The organism is Clostridium sp. D43t1_170807_H7, from assembly GCF_015555905.1.
In the GTDB taxonomy this organism is placed as follows: Bacteria; Bacillota; Clostridia; order Clostridiales; family Clostridiaceae; genus Clostridium.
In genome coordinates this window covers 1-16,328 of sequence record NZ_JADNLK010000038.1, presented here as the reverse complement: position 1 = coordinate 16,328, position 16,328 = coordinate 1, and the positions used below count along the sequence as shown (strand labels likewise).

The 16,328-nt window shown below is 27.9% G+C and carries 14 protein-coding genes, 1 tRNA gene and 1 rRNA gene; 13 read left to right on the top strand and 3 right to left on the bottom strand.

Annotated elements, in window-relative coordinates; translation table 11 throughout:
• From I2E98_RS14820 to I2E98_RS14790, 7 genes are all read left to right on the top strand, one after another.
• Positions 1–74, top strand: a 23S ribosomal RNA gene (locus I2E98_RS14820); the annotation flags it as partial.
• A gap of 54 nt (positions 75–128) precedes the next feature.
• Positions 129–203, top strand: a tRNA-Asn gene (locus tag I2E98_RS14815).
• A gap of 174 nt (positions 204–377) precedes the next feature.
• Positions 378–1,757 (top strand): Trk system potassium transporter TrkA, encoded by a 1,380-nt coding sequence (gene trkA, locus I2E98_RS14810; RefSeq protein WP_291655874.1) that lies wholly within the window; start codon positions 378–380, stop codon positions 1,755–1,757.
• Positions 1,757–3,205: a TrkH family potassium uptake protein gene (locus I2E98_RS14805; protein ID WP_195469652.1), complete on the top strand. Its 1,449-nt coding sequence runs from the start codon at positions 1,757–1,759 to the stop codon at positions 3,203–3,205. The genes trkA and I2E98_RS14805 overlap by 1 nt, the downstream gene beginning before the upstream one ends.
• A 220-nt stretch (positions 3,206–3,425) precedes the next feature.
• The gene (locus I2E98_RS14800; RefSeq protein ID WP_195469651.1) at positions 3,426–4,805 is read left to right on the top strand and encodes a TldD/PmbA family protein; all 1,380 of its coding nucleotides are present in this window, start codon (positions 3,426–3,428) and stop codon (positions 4,803–4,805) included.
• 11 nt (positions 4,806–4,816) lie between these two features.
• Positions 4,817–6,175, top strand: coding sequence for a TldD/PmbA family protein (locus tag I2E98_RS14795; RefSeq protein ID WP_195469650.1), 1,359 nt, complete (start codon positions 4,817–4,819; stop codon positions 6,173–6,175).
• Positions 6,168–7,100, top strand: a complete 933-nt coding sequence (locus I2E98_RS14790; protein ID WP_195469649.1) for an NAD(P)/FAD-dependent oxidoreductase — start codon at positions 6,168–6,170, stop codon at positions 7,098–7,100. The genes I2E98_RS14795 and I2E98_RS14790 overlap by 8 nt, the downstream gene beginning before the upstream one ends.
• A gap of 34 nt (positions 7,101–7,134) precedes the next feature.
• Here the strand turns inward: I2E98_RS14790 and I2E98_RS14785 are convergent, their stop codons facing one another.
• Positions 7,135–7,704 carry a GDSL-type esterase/lipase family protein gene (locus I2E98_RS14785; protein WP_195469648.1) on the bottom strand — a complete coding sequence of 190 codons (570 nt, stop codon included), beginning with the start codon at positions 7,702–7,704 and terminating at the stop codon, positions 7,135–7,137.
• A gap of 14 nt (positions 7,705–7,718) precedes the next feature.
• Positions 7,719–8,360, bottom strand: a complete 642-nt coding sequence (locus tag I2E98_RS14780) for a RusA family crossover junction endodeoxyribonuclease (protein ID WP_195469647.1) — start codon at positions 8,358–8,360, stop codon at positions 7,719–7,721.
• A gap of 314 nt (positions 8,361–8,674) precedes the next feature.
• On the opposite strand from I2E98_RS14780, the gene tsaD reads away from it, so the two are divergent.
• The 3 genes from tsaD (at position 8,675) to I2E98_RS14765 (ending at position 12,137) form a co-directional block, all read left to right on the top strand.
• On the top strand, positions 8,675–9,691 hold the full coding sequence (gene tsaD / locus I2E98_RS14775) for a tRNA (adenosine(37)-N6)-threonylcarbamoyltransferase complex transferase subunit TsaD (protein ID WP_195469646.1): 1,017 nt from the start codon (positions 8,675–8,677) through the stop codon (positions 9,689–9,691).
• A 107-nt stretch (positions 9,692–9,798) separates the two neighbouring features.
• Positions 9,799–10,809 (top strand): alpha/beta hydrolase, encoded by a 1,011-nt coding sequence (locus I2E98_RS14770; RefSeq protein WP_195469645.1) that lies wholly within the window; start codon positions 9,799–9,801, stop codon positions 10,807–10,809.
• Positions 10,810–10,928: 119 nt separating this feature from the next.
• Entirely contained in the window at positions 10,929–12,137 is a 1,209-nt protein-coding gene (locus I2E98_RS14765; RefSeq protein WP_195469644.1) for a trypsin-like peptidase domain-containing protein, read from the top strand.
• 47 nt (positions 12,138–12,184) lie between these two features.
• Here the strand turns inward: I2E98_RS14765 and I2E98_RS14760 are convergent, their stop codons facing one another.
• Positions 12,185–13,315, bottom strand: a complete 1,131-nt coding sequence (locus I2E98_RS14760; protein ID WP_195469643.1) for a glycosyltransferase family 1 protein — start codon at positions 13,313–13,315, stop codon at positions 12,185–12,187.
• Between the two features lie 125 nt (positions 13,316–13,440).
• On the opposite strand from I2E98_RS14760, the gene I2E98_RS14755 reads away from it, so the two are divergent.
• Genes I2E98_RS14755 through I2E98_RS14745 form a run of 3 tightly spaced genes read left to right on the top strand, consistent with a single transcriptional unit; the run spans position 13,441 to position 16,241 of the window.
• The gene (locus I2E98_RS14755) at positions 13,441–14,436 is read left to right on the top strand and encodes a CotS family spore coat protein (protein ID WP_195469642.1); all 996 of its coding nucleotides are present in this window, start codon (positions 13,441–13,443) and stop codon (positions 14,434–14,436) included.
• Between the two features lie 16 nt (positions 14,437–14,452).
• The gene (locus I2E98_RS14750; protein WP_195469641.1) at positions 14,453–15,193 is read left to right on the top strand and encodes a hypothetical protein; all 741 of its coding nucleotides are present in this window, start codon (positions 14,453–14,455) and stop codon (positions 15,191–15,193) included.
• A 13-nt stretch (positions 15,194–15,206) separates the two neighbouring features.
• Entirely contained in the window at positions 15,207–16,241 is a 1,035-nt protein-coding gene (locus I2E98_RS14745) for a CotS family spore coat protein (RefSeq protein WP_195469640.1), read from the top strand.
• The last annotated feature ends 87 nt before the right edge of the window (positions 16,242–16,328 follow it).

Sequence of the window (16,328 nt, the reverse complement as noted above, 5' to 3'; positions counted from 1 at the left end):
GGTTGATAGGTCAGAGGTGTAAGTGTGGTAACATATTTAGCTGACTGATACTAATAGGTCGAGGGCTTGACCAATAATAAAAATAATTCATATGCAATTTTCAGAGAATAAATTTTCTCTTAGAATAATCCGCGATAGCTCAATGGTGGAGCACTCGGCTGTTAACCGATAGGCTGGAGGTTCGAGTCCTCTTCGCGGAGCCAAATAAAGCTAGAATTTAATTCTAGCTTTATTTTTTTGTTTAAGATAATATTTTAATAATTAGTAAATAATTTATATATAATTTATGTATAAAATCGAATTAATAGGTGAAAAATATCTTAATTTATCATATAATTGAGTAAAATGATTATTTAACAAAAATAATAGTATTATTAATAAGAGGTAAAGAAATGGAAGTCATAATTATTGGAGCTGGGAAAGTTGGATATACCCTAGCTAAATTTCTATCAAATGAGGGAGATAATATAACTGTAATTGATAACAACATTCATGCTTTAAATTCAATTATAGAAAAGTTAGATGTAATGGGTATTAAAGGTAATGGAACGAGTTTAAATGTACTTCATGAGGCTGGAGTTAGTAAAGTTGACTTAGTTATATCAGTTACTGGAAGTGACGAAGTAAATATGCTATGTTCATTAGCTGCAAAAAAATTAGGCTCTAAATATACTATCGCTAGAGTTAGAGGTCCTCAATATTCTGAGGAAATAGGAATGCTTAAGGATGAATTAGGAATTGATTTAGTAATAAATCCTGAAAAAGAGGCCGCTTTTGAAATTGCTAAATTGATAAAATTCCCATCAGTAAGAAGTGTAGATACTTTTGCTAAGGGAAAAGTTGATTTAGTTGGATTTACTATACTAGAGAACGATGGATTAGATGGAAATGCTATTTGTAATATTAAATCGCTTAAAGATGCAATATTAATTTCAGGAATTGAAAGAGATGGAGTTATACATATTCCTAATGGTGATTTTATATTAAGAAAGAATGATAAAATTTATGTAATAGGAGAACATAAAAAGATAGAAACATTCTTTAAAAAATTAGGTAAATTCCAAGATAAAATAAAGAATCCATTAATAATAGGTGGGGGGAGAATTACCCATTATTTAGTTAATATAATTGATAAATTAGGAGTTACATCTAAAATTATTGAATTCAATACTGATAAATGTATAGAGTTAAATGAAACATTACCTGATGCAATTGTAATTAATGGTGATGGTACTGATCATGAACTACTTTTATCAGAAAACCTTCAGGATTCTGATGCATTTATTGCATTGACAGGTAGAGATGAAGAGAATATAATTACATCTTTATTTGCAATTAATAATAACGTTAAAAATGTAATAACAAAGATTACTAGATTCAATTACAATGTAATAGCCAAAAATGTTGGAATAGATACAATAATTAGTCCTAAAGCTATAACAGCAAATAAAATATTAAAATACATACGTTTTTTAAAGGATACAAATAAATGTTGTATAGAGAATATTTATAAGATATTTGATGAGAAAGCTGAGGCAGTTGAATTTTTAATTAGAGATAATGTTAAGTTTTTAAATAAAAAGTTAAAAGATGTTGAAATTATGAATGACGTAATAATTGCCACAATAGTTAGAAATAATAAAATAATAATTCCATCTGGCGATGATAAAATAGAACTTGGAGATAGAGTTATTATAATAACTAAAAGAGATAAACTAGTTGATATAAACCATATAGTATCTGGAGGTCATAAGTAATGAATTTTCCTGCTATATTAAATATTATTGGGCATGTTATAAAATACGAATTATTATTATTATTAATACCATTTTTTATAGCCATTTACTATGGTCAAGGAGATGCCAGTGCATTTTTATATACTATAATAATAATGATTCCAATATACATACTTCTTACTAGAATCAAAGGTAAAAGTAAAGAAATATATGCTAAAGAGGGTTTTTTAACTGTAGGACTTTCTTGGATTGTAATATCATTTTTTGGAGCACTACCATTTATATTTAGTGGTGCAATACCATCACTAATAGATGCATTTTTTGAAGCATCTTCAGGATTCACAACTACAGGGGCATCTATATTAACAGAAATTGAATCATTACCTAAGGGAATATTATTTTGGAGAAGTTTTACTCACTGGGTAGGAGGAATGGGATTTCTTATATTTATATTAGCACTAATGCCATCATTTAGTGCTAATACTATACATTTATTAAAAGCTGAAAGCCCTGGTCCCACTCCAGGTAAGATTGTTCCTAAGATAAAGCAAACAGCCAAGATATTATATGCAATTTATTTTGTATTAACAGTTATTGAAATGATATTATTAAAATTTGCAGGTATGTCGTGGTATGATTCTATTATACATTCTTTAGGAACTGCAGGTACTGGTGGATTTTCAAATATGAATGCTAGTGTAGCTGCATTTAATAATCCATCAGTAGAGTGGATTATTACTATATTCATGCTTTTATTTGGAGTTAATTTTGTATTATATTTCCAACTTATAAGAGGAAATGTAAAATCATTTTTTAAGAGTGAAGAATTAAAGTGGTATTTAATAGCCGTTTTAGGCTCTATTATTATAATAGCAATTAATATAGTACCTTTTAATAGTGGAAATATTGAACAATCTATAAGAGACTCTGCATTCCAAGTTGCTTCAGTTGTAACAACTACAGGATATGCCACTGCAGATTTTAATTTATGGCCAACACTTAGTAAGATGATTTTAGTTATGCTTATGTTCATGGGAGCAATGGCTGGATCAACTGGAGGAGGAATTAAGACTATAAGAATAGTAATAATTTTAAGGGCAATAAGAAGAGAAATAGACAAAATATTACACCCTAGAAGAGTTAAAAGTGTAAAAATAGATGGAAATGTTGTTCAAGAGGAAACTATATCAGGAGTATTTTTATTTATATTCGCATATATAGTTATAACATTAATTGCAATATTTATAATATCATTCGATAACTTTGATGTAACAACTACTGTTACATCTGTAATAGCAACTTTAAGTAATATAGGACCAGGATTAGAACTAGTAGGACCTACAGGAAATTATGCTGCCTTCTCGGATTTAAGTAAAATAGTTTTATCATTCTGTATGTTAGCAGGTAGGCTTGAAATATATCCAATGTTAATATTATTTAGTCCATCACTTTGGAAAAAAAGATATTAAAATACAAAAGTTAATTATGACACTCAATAGAGAGTATTCGAAAATATAGAGTTTATAAAGTCAGCTTATGCTGGCTTTATTTTTTTAAAATAATTATTATAAGAAAAGATAGTGAAATATAAATTTATAGTAAATAATAGAAGATATGATATATAATTAAATATAATGAAAAGAAGTCTAGAATAATATTTATATCTAGATAAAAAAGGAGGAATTATTTATGTTATCTCGTGAAGTAGCAGAGAGAGTACTTGGCAGATGTTTAATAACTGGCGGGGATTTTGCAGAAATATTTGAAGAAGATACTCTAAATAACTCAATTAGTATATTAAATGGAAAGGTTGAAAATTCTGTAGGAGGGAGAACTTATGGAATTGGAATCAGAATATTTAAAGGATTAAAAAGTGTATATGCCTATACAAATAATAATAGCTTAACTTCACTTTTAAATGTTGCACAAAAAGCAGCACTTGCATTAGGTGAACTAAAAGAAGAAAAGATGATAGTCCTTAATGAAACAAATACAGTTAATTTTAATCCAATATTACTTGCACCATCATCAATTGAAATTAATAAAAAAATTGGTGTTATGAAAGTTGCTTATAATGCTGCAAAGGATTATCATGATGAAATAGTCCAAGTTGGAGTTGGATATGTTGATAAAGAGCAAAATGTTTTAATTGCAAATACAGAGGGATTATATACAGAAGATAAGAGAGTAAGAACAAGACTTACTATAAATGCTATAGCTTCTGCTAATGGAGAAAATCAAACAGGCTTTGAAGGTCCTGGTAGGCATATGGGATTTGAAATGTTTAAAGAAATTGATCCGGAGTATTACGGAAAAGAAGCGGCAAAGCAAGCATATACAATGTTACATGCTAAAAATTGTCCAGCTGGTAGAATGACAGTTGCTATTGATAATGGATTTGGTGGGGTTATATTCCATGAAGCATGTGGACATTCATTAGAAGCAACTGCTGTAGCTAAAGGTAACTCTGTATTTACTGGAAAATTGGGTCAACAAATAGCATCTACTAAAGTAACAGCTATTGATGATGGAACTATTCCTAATGCTTGGGGATCATTAAATATAGATGACGAAGGAAATAAAACACAGAAAAATATTCTTATAGAAAATGGAGTATTAAAATCTTATATGATTGATAAATTAAATGGTCGTAGAATGGGTATGGCTTCTACTGGTAGTGGAAGAAGACAAAGTTATAAATTTGCACCTACATCTAGAATGACTAATACCTATATAGCTAATGGAGATGATAATCCAGAAGATATAATTAAATCTATTAGTGATGGTTTATATGCTAAAAAAATGGGTGGAGGATCTGTTAATCCTGTTACTGGGGAGTTTAACTTTGCTGTATCAGAAGGATATTTAGTTAAGAATGGTGTTATCCAAGAGCCAGTTAGAGGTGCTAGCTTAATAGGAAAAGGTAGCGAAATATTAATGGATATAGACATGGTTGGAAATAATATGACACAAGGACAAGGAATGTGTGGGTCATCATCAGGAAGTATTGCAACTAATGTAGGGCAACCTATGATTAGAGTAAAAGAAATAACTGTAGGTGGAAGATAGGAGGGGAGAATATGGAATTAGATTTATTTGTAAAAGAGTTATTTAAAAAAGCTAGTGAATCTGGATTTTCAGAGTATGAGGTTTATTACGTAGATAGAGAAAGTTTAAGTATAAGTGTATATAAAAGTGAGGTTGAGAAATATAATCTTAATAATTCAGCTGGATTATCCTTTAGAGGAAAATTTGGTGATAGAATAGGTTATTCTTATACAGAAATATTAGATGAAGATGCTATAGAAATGCTTGTAAATAAGGCAAAGGAAAATGTTTTAGCAATTGAAAATGAAGATGTTCAATTTATTTATGATGGAGATAAGGAATATAAGGAAGTTAGTACTTATTATCAAGCATTAGAAAATGTTCCAGCAGATAAATTAATAAAAATTGCATTAGATATGGAGGCTGAAGCTAAAAAATATTCAGATAAAGTAGAAAGCTTTAGTGGATGTGCAGTATCTTACAGCTCAGGAAAATATGGAATTATAAATTCTAAAGGGTTAAATTTACACAATAAATCTAATATATTAACTGCATATGTTGTTCCGATTGTTAAAGATGGGGATAATATGTATGATGGTTTTGGATATGTAGTTGCAAAATCATTAGATGAAGTTAATGCATTTGAAATTGCTAAAATGGGTGTAGATGAAGCTCTAAGTAAAATTGGAGCAACTTCAATACCATCAGGAAATTATAAAGTAATTATAAATAGTGATGCTATGGTATCTCTTATTTCTACATTTGCAGGTGTATTTAGTGGAGATGCAGTTCAAAAGGGCTTAAGTCTTCTAAAAGGAAAAGAAGGAGAAGTTATTGCTTCAAATATAGTAAATTTAGTTGATGATCCACATTTAAAGGGTGGATTAGCATCAGTTGGATTCGATGATGAAGGAGTAGCTACAAGAAAAACTTATTTAATAAAGAATGGTAAATTAGAAAGTCTACTTCATAATTTAAAGACTGCTAATAAGGCAGGAGTTAAGTCTACTGGAAATGGATTTAAAGCCTCATATGCTTCACCTATTTCAGTATCACCAACAAATATGTATATAGAACCAGGAATCAACTCATTAGAAGAAATGACTAAAAAAATAGATAAGGGATTAATAATTACTGATTTTGCAGGTTTACATTCAGGAGCAAACTCTATAACAGGAGATTTTTCTTTAGCAGCAAAAGGTTTCTATATAGAAAATGGAATTAAATCTAAGGCAGTAGAGCAAATAACAGTAGCAGGAAACTTCTTTACTTTATTGAAGGATGTTGAGGAAATAGGAAGAGATTTAAAGTTCCCTATGAGTAGCGTAGGTAGTCCAAGTATTTTAGTAAAGGAACTTTCCATTGCTGGAGAGGGGTCAAAGAATGAATAAATACGACTTGATTATAGTTGGATCAGGAGCTTCAGGACTTTCAGCTGGAGTTTCAGCTTTAAAATCTGGAATTAAAAATGTTTTAATTTTAGAAAAAGAAGAGGTATTAGGCGGAAACTTAAATTTATTTATTAATAATGGGTTTGGAGAATATTATTTAAATAATATTGTTACTGGGCCAGAGCTTGGTAGTACTTTGATAAATGATTATAAAGAATTAGGTGGAGAATATAAAACTAATACTAGAGTTCTTGAGATAAATAGAGATAAGGTTATAACTTATGTTAATCCAAATGAAGGAATACAGGAAGTTGAAGCAAATGCAATAATTTTAGCTGCAGGATGTAGAGAAAAATATACAGGTAATATTATGATACCTATTCATAAGTTTACAGGAATTTTTACTACTGGTTCTGCACATAGATTAGTTAACTATAGCGGATATCTTCCGGGTAAAGAAGTTATAATTATAGGAGATGATATTTGGACCCTTGTTTTGGCAAGAAGATTAGTAGTTGAAGGTGCTACTTTAAAAGGTATAGTTACAGAAAGAAAATGCTTTAATAGAGATGAATTAGATATTGTTAATGGATTTAATATTCCAATAATATATACAAGTGAAGTAATTGAAATTGAAGGTGAAGAAAGAGTAAATTTAGCTAAGGTTAGAAATATTGAAACAGAAGAAGTTACTTCCATTGAATGTGATTCTTTAATTTTATCTGTAGGATATTTACCAGATAATGATTTTATAAGAAAAATGAGTCTTATGACTGATGGAGACAGAGTTTATAGTGAAAATAATCAAACCTCTGTTGAAGGTATTTTTATAACAGGAACTATGGAGAAAGGAATAAAAGATTTATTCAAAAGTGGAGAAAATGGATTCAAGGTAGGAAAACAAGTAGCTGAGTATTTAAAGTAAAACAACTAATATCTTAACTAAATTGCTAGGCAATTTAGTTAAGATATTTTTTAGCTGTTTCAAACAATAAATTTTGACCTTCAGGATTAAAATGAATTCCATCAAGATATAAATTAGATAATTGATTTGTGTTTTCTGTTACTGAATAAAAATCTATGTAATTTAAAGAGTAAGAATCGCAAATATTCAATAATTCATTACGTAATAAAGGTAAACTTTTTTTACAATAATCATAAGCATCACATTTCATGAAAAGCTTGTTAGCCATTTCAGGAATAATATTAGGTGGAATTCCTATGTATATCTCTATATTGTTTAATAAGGCTTCTTTAACCATTATTTCAATATTGTCAACAATAGAAGTTACAGGCCTATTAGAAAGTAAATCATTTGTTCCAGCCATTAAAAATAGAATATTAGGGGAATTATCAATAACATCTCTTTGAAATCTAACAAGCATGTCAGTAGATGTGCTTCCATTTACACCTTTATTATATATATTCAAATCATAAGCATTTTTAAGTTTATTAACCCAATTATCTTTAGGTTTAACACCATATCCAAATATTAAACTATCACCTAAGAATACATATTTATTTTTCATAATCAATAACCTCCTTAAAATAATTTATTAAAACAATTTTTACAAATAAGAGTTTTCCCTTTATCAGCTTTTATATAATTATTATCTTTTAAAATATTGTTGCAAATAGAACATTTATTTGTTGATGTAATAGAATTGTTAGTATTTTCTATTACCTTTTTTGTTTTTGAAGATTTTACAGTAGAATTTACTGATTTTTTTAATGACGAATAAATTCTTTTTTCATCTGGAGACTCTTTTGGAGTAATAGAATATGAAACTGAAAACTCACTTTCTCCAAATAGTTCTAATTCAAATCTAGGATTTTCTTTGTCGTAAAACTCTTCCACTATTATTCTTCGAATTTGAGCATCATTAACTATTAATCCGCTCTTTTCAATACCGTCAAATATGCTTTTAGTTATATTAGCTGTATCAGGATGTCTTTTTTCACTTTTATAATAAACTTTCAATACTGCAATAAGGGATTCATAAAATACTATATCAGGATTTTGACTTCTGGCATGATAAGCTATTTCTTCCTCGTATAATGCATACTTATCATGAGATTTTCCTGTATTATAAGGTAATATTGCTCTTCCATCTTTATTATGTAATTTAAAATTCGATTTAGTTATAGGTGATCCTAAAACTATTATTTTTGCATAAGGTTTCATATATTGTCTCTCCCCATAATATTAAGAATAAAATGATATAAGATAAAATAATAATGGTAATAATTATTATAGTAAGAATTAAAGTAATAAAAAATTATTAACAAATCCTTAAAAATCCATAAAATGAAATAAAAAATAGTGAATAAAAATTTTTAAAAGTATATAATACTCATAAGTATATAATATAAATTATAATATTATATTTAAACTATACATGAGCAAATTTATATTAACAAGTAATAGTTTGATTATGTTTTATGATTACGTTATAATACATTTTGGTGTTATATAGTAAAAAGAAGAGGTAAAAATAGATGGAAAATAAATATATTTTAGCTATAGAATCAAGCTGTGATGAAACTTCAGCAGCAGTTGTTGTTAATGGAAGAGAAGTATTATCTAATGTAATTGCATCTCAAATAGATACTCATAAAAAATACGGGGGTGTAGTACCTGAAGTAGCTTCAAGAATGCATATTGAAGCTATTAGTGGAGTAGTTGAAGAAGCTCTTGAAGAGGCTAATATTACTTTAGATAAAATTGATGCAATAGGTGTTACATATGGTCCAGGATTAGTAGGAGCATTACTAGTTGGGCTACAATTTGCAAAAGGATTATCATTTGCTACTAAAAAACCTTTAATAGGGGTTAATCATATTGAGGGACATATTTGTGCTAATTACATACAACATAAAGAATTAAAACCACCATTTGTATCTTTAGTAGTATCAGGAGGTCATACATTTATAGTACATGTTAAAAATTATGGAGAGTATGAAGTAATAGGTCAAACTAGAGATGACGCAGCTGGAGAAGCTTATGATAAGGTTGCAAGAGCGTTAGGGTTAGGATATCCAGGAGGACCTAAAATAGATAAGTTAGCAAAGGAAGGAAATCCAAGGGCTATAGTATTCCCAAAAGCTAACTTCCATGAAGAAACTTTAGACTTTTCATTTAGTGGAGTGAAGTCAGCTGTCCTTAATTATTTAAATAAATGTAAAATGCAAAATATTGAGGTAAATAAAGCTGATGTTGCAGCATCATTCCAATATGCAGTTATAGATGTGTTAAAAGAAAATGTATTATCAACTTGTAAGAAGAGAAATGTAAAAACAATTGCTATTGCAGGAGGTGTTGCATCTAATTCAAGTTTAAGAGAGACCCTTATTAAAGAGGCTTCAAAAAGGGGAATAGAAGTATTATTCCCAGCACCAATTTTATGTACAGATAATGCTGCTATGATTGGAAGTGCGGCTTATTTTAATTTTATTAATGGGAAGATTAGTGATTTAAACTTAAATGCAAAACCTAATTTAAAATTAAATAGTTAATATTATAATTTAGATTTGCATAAAATAAATTTATGTAATTTCAAAATCTTAATTATAAATTATAGTAATATTTATTATATATAAGAAAGTATGGGGAGAGAAATAAAATGAAATTTTTGCCGTATTCAAATGGGGTACGATCAGTAAATATGAAGAGGCAAAGAAGTCCCAAAGATAAATTTAAAATAATTTCTGGGATAATTGTCATAATAATAATTATTGGAATTGTTACTCAAAATGTAGTTGACTTTATTGATGGGGAAAGATTAAAAAAAAGAGTTAATTATACTACTGTAGATGATTTAAGATTAGATTATAGAATTGAAGGGGAAGGTAGTTATACAATTATCTTTGATGGAGATATTGGTGCTACTTTAGAGGAATGGACTCCTATAGTAGAAGAGTTAAAGAAAAATGATAATGTTAAAACTTTCGTTTACAATAGACAGGGGTACGGATATAGTGATGGATCATCAGGAAGAACACCTGAAGAACAAGCTAGAGACTTGAAAATTTTATTAAGAAAGGCCGGATTATCAGGACCATATATAATAGTTGGAGAGGGATATGGTTCGCTTGTTCTAACAAGTTTTGCAAAACAGTTTAAGGATTCAGTAGCTGCTGCAATAATGATAGATCCTATTAATGAACAGGAAGTACAAACTAAAGAATATAAAAGAAGTCAAAGTATCACTAAGCTTAGAAGAAACATTGAAAGAATTGGATCAAAATGTGGTTTAACAATGCTTCTGGACAAGCTGAATTTAGATGTTAATTTGAAGGATTATGAATCTGGGCTTTTAGAGAGTAATTTAGATGAGTTCTTAACATTGAGAACTAAATCGAACTATACAAGTGCGGTATATCATGAGTTAAATAATGTTCTTAAGGGAGAAAGCAATAGTCAAGTTGATGGGGTATTTAGTGATATTCCATATTATTTACTTACTAAAAATGAAGATGATCCATTAAGAAGTTTAGGAAGTGATGATTTAACTACGGTATATACAACTAGTTGTGATAAAGGTTTCTTAGCATTAAATGATAAAGAAAATGTTTTAAATGCTATAAGGCAAACAGTTAAGAAGTTGAAAGCTATAGATGAACAGAAAAAATAGTTAAAAGCAGACATCAATTTATTGATGTCTGTTTTTTTACATTGTCATATATTTGACACAATGACTGGTTATATTATAAATATAGAATAAATAAAAAATAAAAAAAGGAGTTAGTATATATGGATAATGAGAATATTTATGATGCAGCTTATAGTGAAACACAAGTAATTGAGCAAAGTGAAATGAAACATACTTTTACTGAGGAGCCAAGTAAAGAAAAAAAGAAAAAGAGAAAAAATGGTAAAGGAAATGGAATTGCTAAATATATAGCATTAGCACTTATATGTTCTTTATGTGGAGGCGTAGTTGGTTCTGGAATTACTTACTTTGTAACAGATAAGAGCGAAGGAAATAACAGTTCTAATAATACTGTAATTACAGATCCAGTTTCATTTGCAACAGATAACACAGCATTATCTGCAGCTGATATATATAAGAAGGTAGCTCCTGCAGTGGTTATGGTATCTACAAAATCTGTTCAAAGTGTAAATGGATGGTTCCAACAAGAAACAGAAGGAATGGGATCAGGGTTTATAATAAATACAGATGGATATATTTTAACAAATTATCATGTTATAGATGGTGCAAAGGAAGTTACTGTAACATTAAGCGATGGACGAGAAGTGACAGCTTCAGTAGTAAACTATGATGCAGATCAAGACGTAGCTATGATAAAATTAAATGAAAATGTAGAGGTTCCTGGTGTTGTAGAATTAGGTAATTCTGATGCATTACAACCAGGTGAAGAAGTATTAGCAATCGGAAATCCATTATCTAAGGAATTATCATCTACATTAACAAAAGGTATAGTAAGTGCATTAAATAGAAGTGTTGAGACAGACTCAGGAGTTAGCACAAATTTAATACAAACAGATACAGCTATTAACTCAGGTAACAGTGGTGGTCCATTAATAAATACTAAGGGCGAAGTTATTGGTATAAATACATTAAAAGCAAGTGACGGTGCTGAAGGTATTGGATTTGCAATTCCTATTAATGATGTAAAAGATAAGATTGATTCATTATCAAAACCAATATTAAACTTAGGTGTATCAATAAGAGTTATAGATGAAAGCATGGCTAAGCAATTAAACATGGAACAAGGACTTTATGTTGTTGAGGTTAATGCATTCTCACCAGCAGAAAAAGCAGGATTAAAGGGTGGAGACTTAATAGTTAAGGCTGATGGAACAAGAATTAAGACATTTGAAGAGTTACAAGAAATCAAGAACTCTAAAGAAGAGGGAGACAGTATAAATATTGAATTTATAAGAGATGGAAAAACTCAAAATACTACTATAACATTAACTTCAACTACAACAAATTAACATGATTAAAATACAGGTTATGAAATAATTTTCATAACCTGTATTTTTTAGTTATTTGTATTTTCAAAGATATGTTCATAGGCTTTTAAGGTAGCAATAGCAGTATTTTTCCAAGTAAAATTTAAACTATTATTATAGCCTTTTTCACTATATTCTTGTAGTAGAGACTCTGAATTTAATAAATTAAGAATTGATGCAGCTAATTCATCTTTATTAAATGGATTTATTAATATAGCACAATCTTTAGTTACTTCTGGAATAGATGTTAAATTGGATGTAATTACAGGAGTGGCACAACTCATAGCTTCAAGAGGAGGGAGTCCAAAGCCCTCATATAAAGAGGGATAAATAAAAACTTCAGCAGCATTATAAAATAAAGGCAATTCATTATCAGGAACAAAGCCTGTAAATATAATTTTATCATCGATAAAAAGTTCTTTACATAATTCTTGAAGCTTAATACCTTCATCTCTTATTGATCCACATAGAACTAATTTGGAATCTTTTTTTAATGATTTTTGAATTTTTTTAAAAGCTATAATAAGCTCTTTTACATTTTTTCTTGTACTGAATCCTCCTATATATAATATAAATGGTGAATCAATACTGTATTTGTTTTTTATATATTCAATACAATTAATTTTATTTAATGGCTTATAACTTTTATTAGCAGCTAAAGGAGTAACGAATATTTTTTCTTCATCTACAAAAGGAAAAAATTTTATTATATCTCTTTTAGAATATTCAGAAACAGTTAAAATTACTTTAGAATTACGTACTATTAAAGGCATGTCTCTTAAAAACCTTTCTAGATAACCTCGTCCTACTGTTTCTGGCAAGATATAAGGGATTAAATCATGAATAGTTACTACTATTGGTGATGTATATGATTCGTTTAATCCAATGCCATTTTGAGGTATATGATGCATATCTATGTTATTTTCTTCTATATAGTTTGGATAGTAGTAATTTTCATAAAAAGTACCGTGCTTTTTTGATGTAAAAATAATTTTTGAATTATCTTTTTTGTAATCTTCGTAATTTTCTCCAGTCCAAAAAATAGAATAATTATTTTTAGTATCTATATTAAGAAGTTCTCTAAGAAGATTTTCGGTATAAGTACCTATACCAGATCCTTTATATAAATTAATCCCCCTAGCATCTATTGAAAATTTCAAAGCGTAACGCCTCCTAAAAAACCTATAATATTATAAATATTATAATTAAGTAATTTGTGTGATAGTAAACACAATGAAATATGTAATTTCATATAATGAATAGAATAAAACTTTAGGAGTTAGTTATGGATACAGAAAGTCTAAAAAACTCTATAGAATCTAATTATGAAATAAAAATAAAATCACTTAAAAAAGTTAAAAATAGTTATAAATTGGAAAGTGAAAATAAAAATTATGCAATAAAAATAATTAAATATGATTTTGGACATTTCTATTTTATTTTATCTGCAATTAAACATCTGCAAATGAGAAAGTTTAATAAGGTTCCTAATATATTAAAGAATAATCAAGGTAGAGAATATATAGAATTAGGAAACAACTATGCATATCTAACAGAATGGATACCATCTAGAGTAAGTAATTATAATAATCCAGTAGAATTGGCGGCTGTATCAAAAAAACTTGGAGAACTTCATGAATGCAGTTCTGGATTTACATTAAATAGAGATATGAATCCTAGAATAGGATGGTATTCTTGGATAAATGTTTTTGAAACACGATGTAATGAGATATTAGATTTTAAAAATAGAATATCTCAAAAAGCATATAAATCTAAATTTGATTATATATATTTAGATAATATAGAAGCTGAAATAGAGAGAGGAAAAATTGCAATTAAGGGTCTTGAAGAAAGTAATTATATAAAAATCATGGATAAAGAAGTAATGAAAAGAGGATTTTGTCATCATGATTTTGCACATCATAACATCCTAGTTGATGAGAATGGAGAATTTAATGTAATAGATTTTGATTACTGTATTTTAGATACTCATTTACATGATGTATCTTCATTATTAATTAGGGCTATGAAAGATGGTAAATGGAGTAAAGAAAAGGCTAATTTAATTTTAAATAATTATTGCAAAAGTAACAATATATATGATGAAGAATTAAAATTAATACGAGAATTTATTAGATTTCCACAAGCCTTTTGGCAAGTTGGAATTCAATATTATTGGGAGCAACAACCTTGGGGAGAGGACTTTTTTATAGAAAAAATTAATAGATATCTAGAAGATATTTATTATAGAGAAGAATTTTTAGAAGAGTATTTCAATTAAGGAGAGTGAAGTATGGTTGGATATACTAGAGTTTTTAAATAGTAATGGAATTATTGTTGGAGAAGAAAATTTTCCTAAGAGGAATAAGAAAGAGTATATTTGGGATACAGAAAGTCAAATATCTTTAATAATTGAAGTGCAAAAAATTTTAAAAGGAAAAAAAACAAATATGATTCCTAGAATTGAAAGTTCTATAGGAAAAGAAGTTGAGTCATTTATTGTTCAAACTAAAAAAACTTTAAGAATGATAAGATCTTTTGAAGAAAAATATAATAAGTGTGATTTTGATTTATTTATTATAGAGGAAGGAAATAAGATACTAAATAGAGCTAATAAATCACTAAATGCTTTAGATGATGATGAGTACTTAAAAATAATAATAAGGAGTATGAATAATTATGATATATGCTTAGGACGAGTAGATGAGGGAAGTCTAAAAAAAGATGGATTAACAATTAGCATAAGAACGACAAGATATATCTCCTATAATATGGTTGAGAATGATTGCTACAACTATATAAAAAGGTTAAAAAAAAGAGGTTATAAAGGAGATATTACTAAGTTAATAAATGATTTTGCATATAAATCAAATTTGAATAGAGATAGTATAGACTATATGACTGTATTATCAAATTACCCAATTGAATCAATTAAGACTTTATTAAAATTCAAAGAGGACAGAGAGAGATTTAGTGATGAAGAATGGATAAAAGAAATTGGTATTGCTCAAAAGATAGATGGTACTGAACTTTTATGAATGGAGGAGTGAAATGAATAAGTTTAGATATATAGATAAGAGAATATTGTGTAGCTACGATCTAAGCGAAGAGTTTTTTTATAAGCTTGGAGTTAATGTTTATGACATTATTCCATTAAGAAAAGTATTTGTTTTGTTTACAGACAAGGGAAAAAAAATATTAAAAATCACTAATTCCTCACTAGATAGAATAAACTTTATAAATAAAACTTTAAATATAATTAAAGAAAAGGACAAGTATATACTTCAATATTGTATAAATTCTAATGGAGATATAATTACAGAATGGAAGGGAAAGTCCTATGTATTACTAGATATGATAGAGGGGAGGGAAGCAACTTTTACAAATCCAATTGATGTGGAGTGGTGTACAAAGGCTTTAGCAAATTTTCATAATGCATCAATAAATATAACGGAAAATTTAACAAAGGAAGATATTATATTAAATAGATCTAGAAATTTAATATATGAATTTTTAAATGATTTATGTTTTATTACAGAAGCAGAAAGAGTTATAAGTAAATTTAGCTATAGAAATGAGTTTGATTCGTTATTTTTAGAGAGTGTTTCTAAGGCAAAAAATGATTTGAATAAAAGCATAAATTTATTAACTGAGAGTTCTTATAATGAGCTTTACTCTGATATTAGAAATATGGTTATATGCCATTTGGATTTAGCTCATCATAATTTTATAATAGATGAAGATAAAGTTAATATGATAGATTTTGATTATTGTAAGATAGATATTAAGGCAATAGATATATACAACTTTATCATAAAAGTAATAAAAAATTATGCTTATAATAAGGAAATAATTAATAAAATAATAAATGATTATAATAGTATTTCTGAGATATCAGATAAGGAAAAGGGAGTAATATATGCAATGTTAAATTACCCAAGGGATTTTATTAATATTTCTAAGGATTATTATCTAAAACAAAAGGCATGGGATTATGAAGTATTTTTAAGTAGATTTAAGGAGAAGGTTGAAATTGATACTTTTAGAAGTGATTTATTAAGAAATATAAATGAAAATTTAAAATAAATAAAAAAATAATGGAGCTGTCGCAATAGAGGGTAAAAAAATCCGCTAGCGATAGCTCTTTTTCTATATTTTCAAAAAAATAATTGT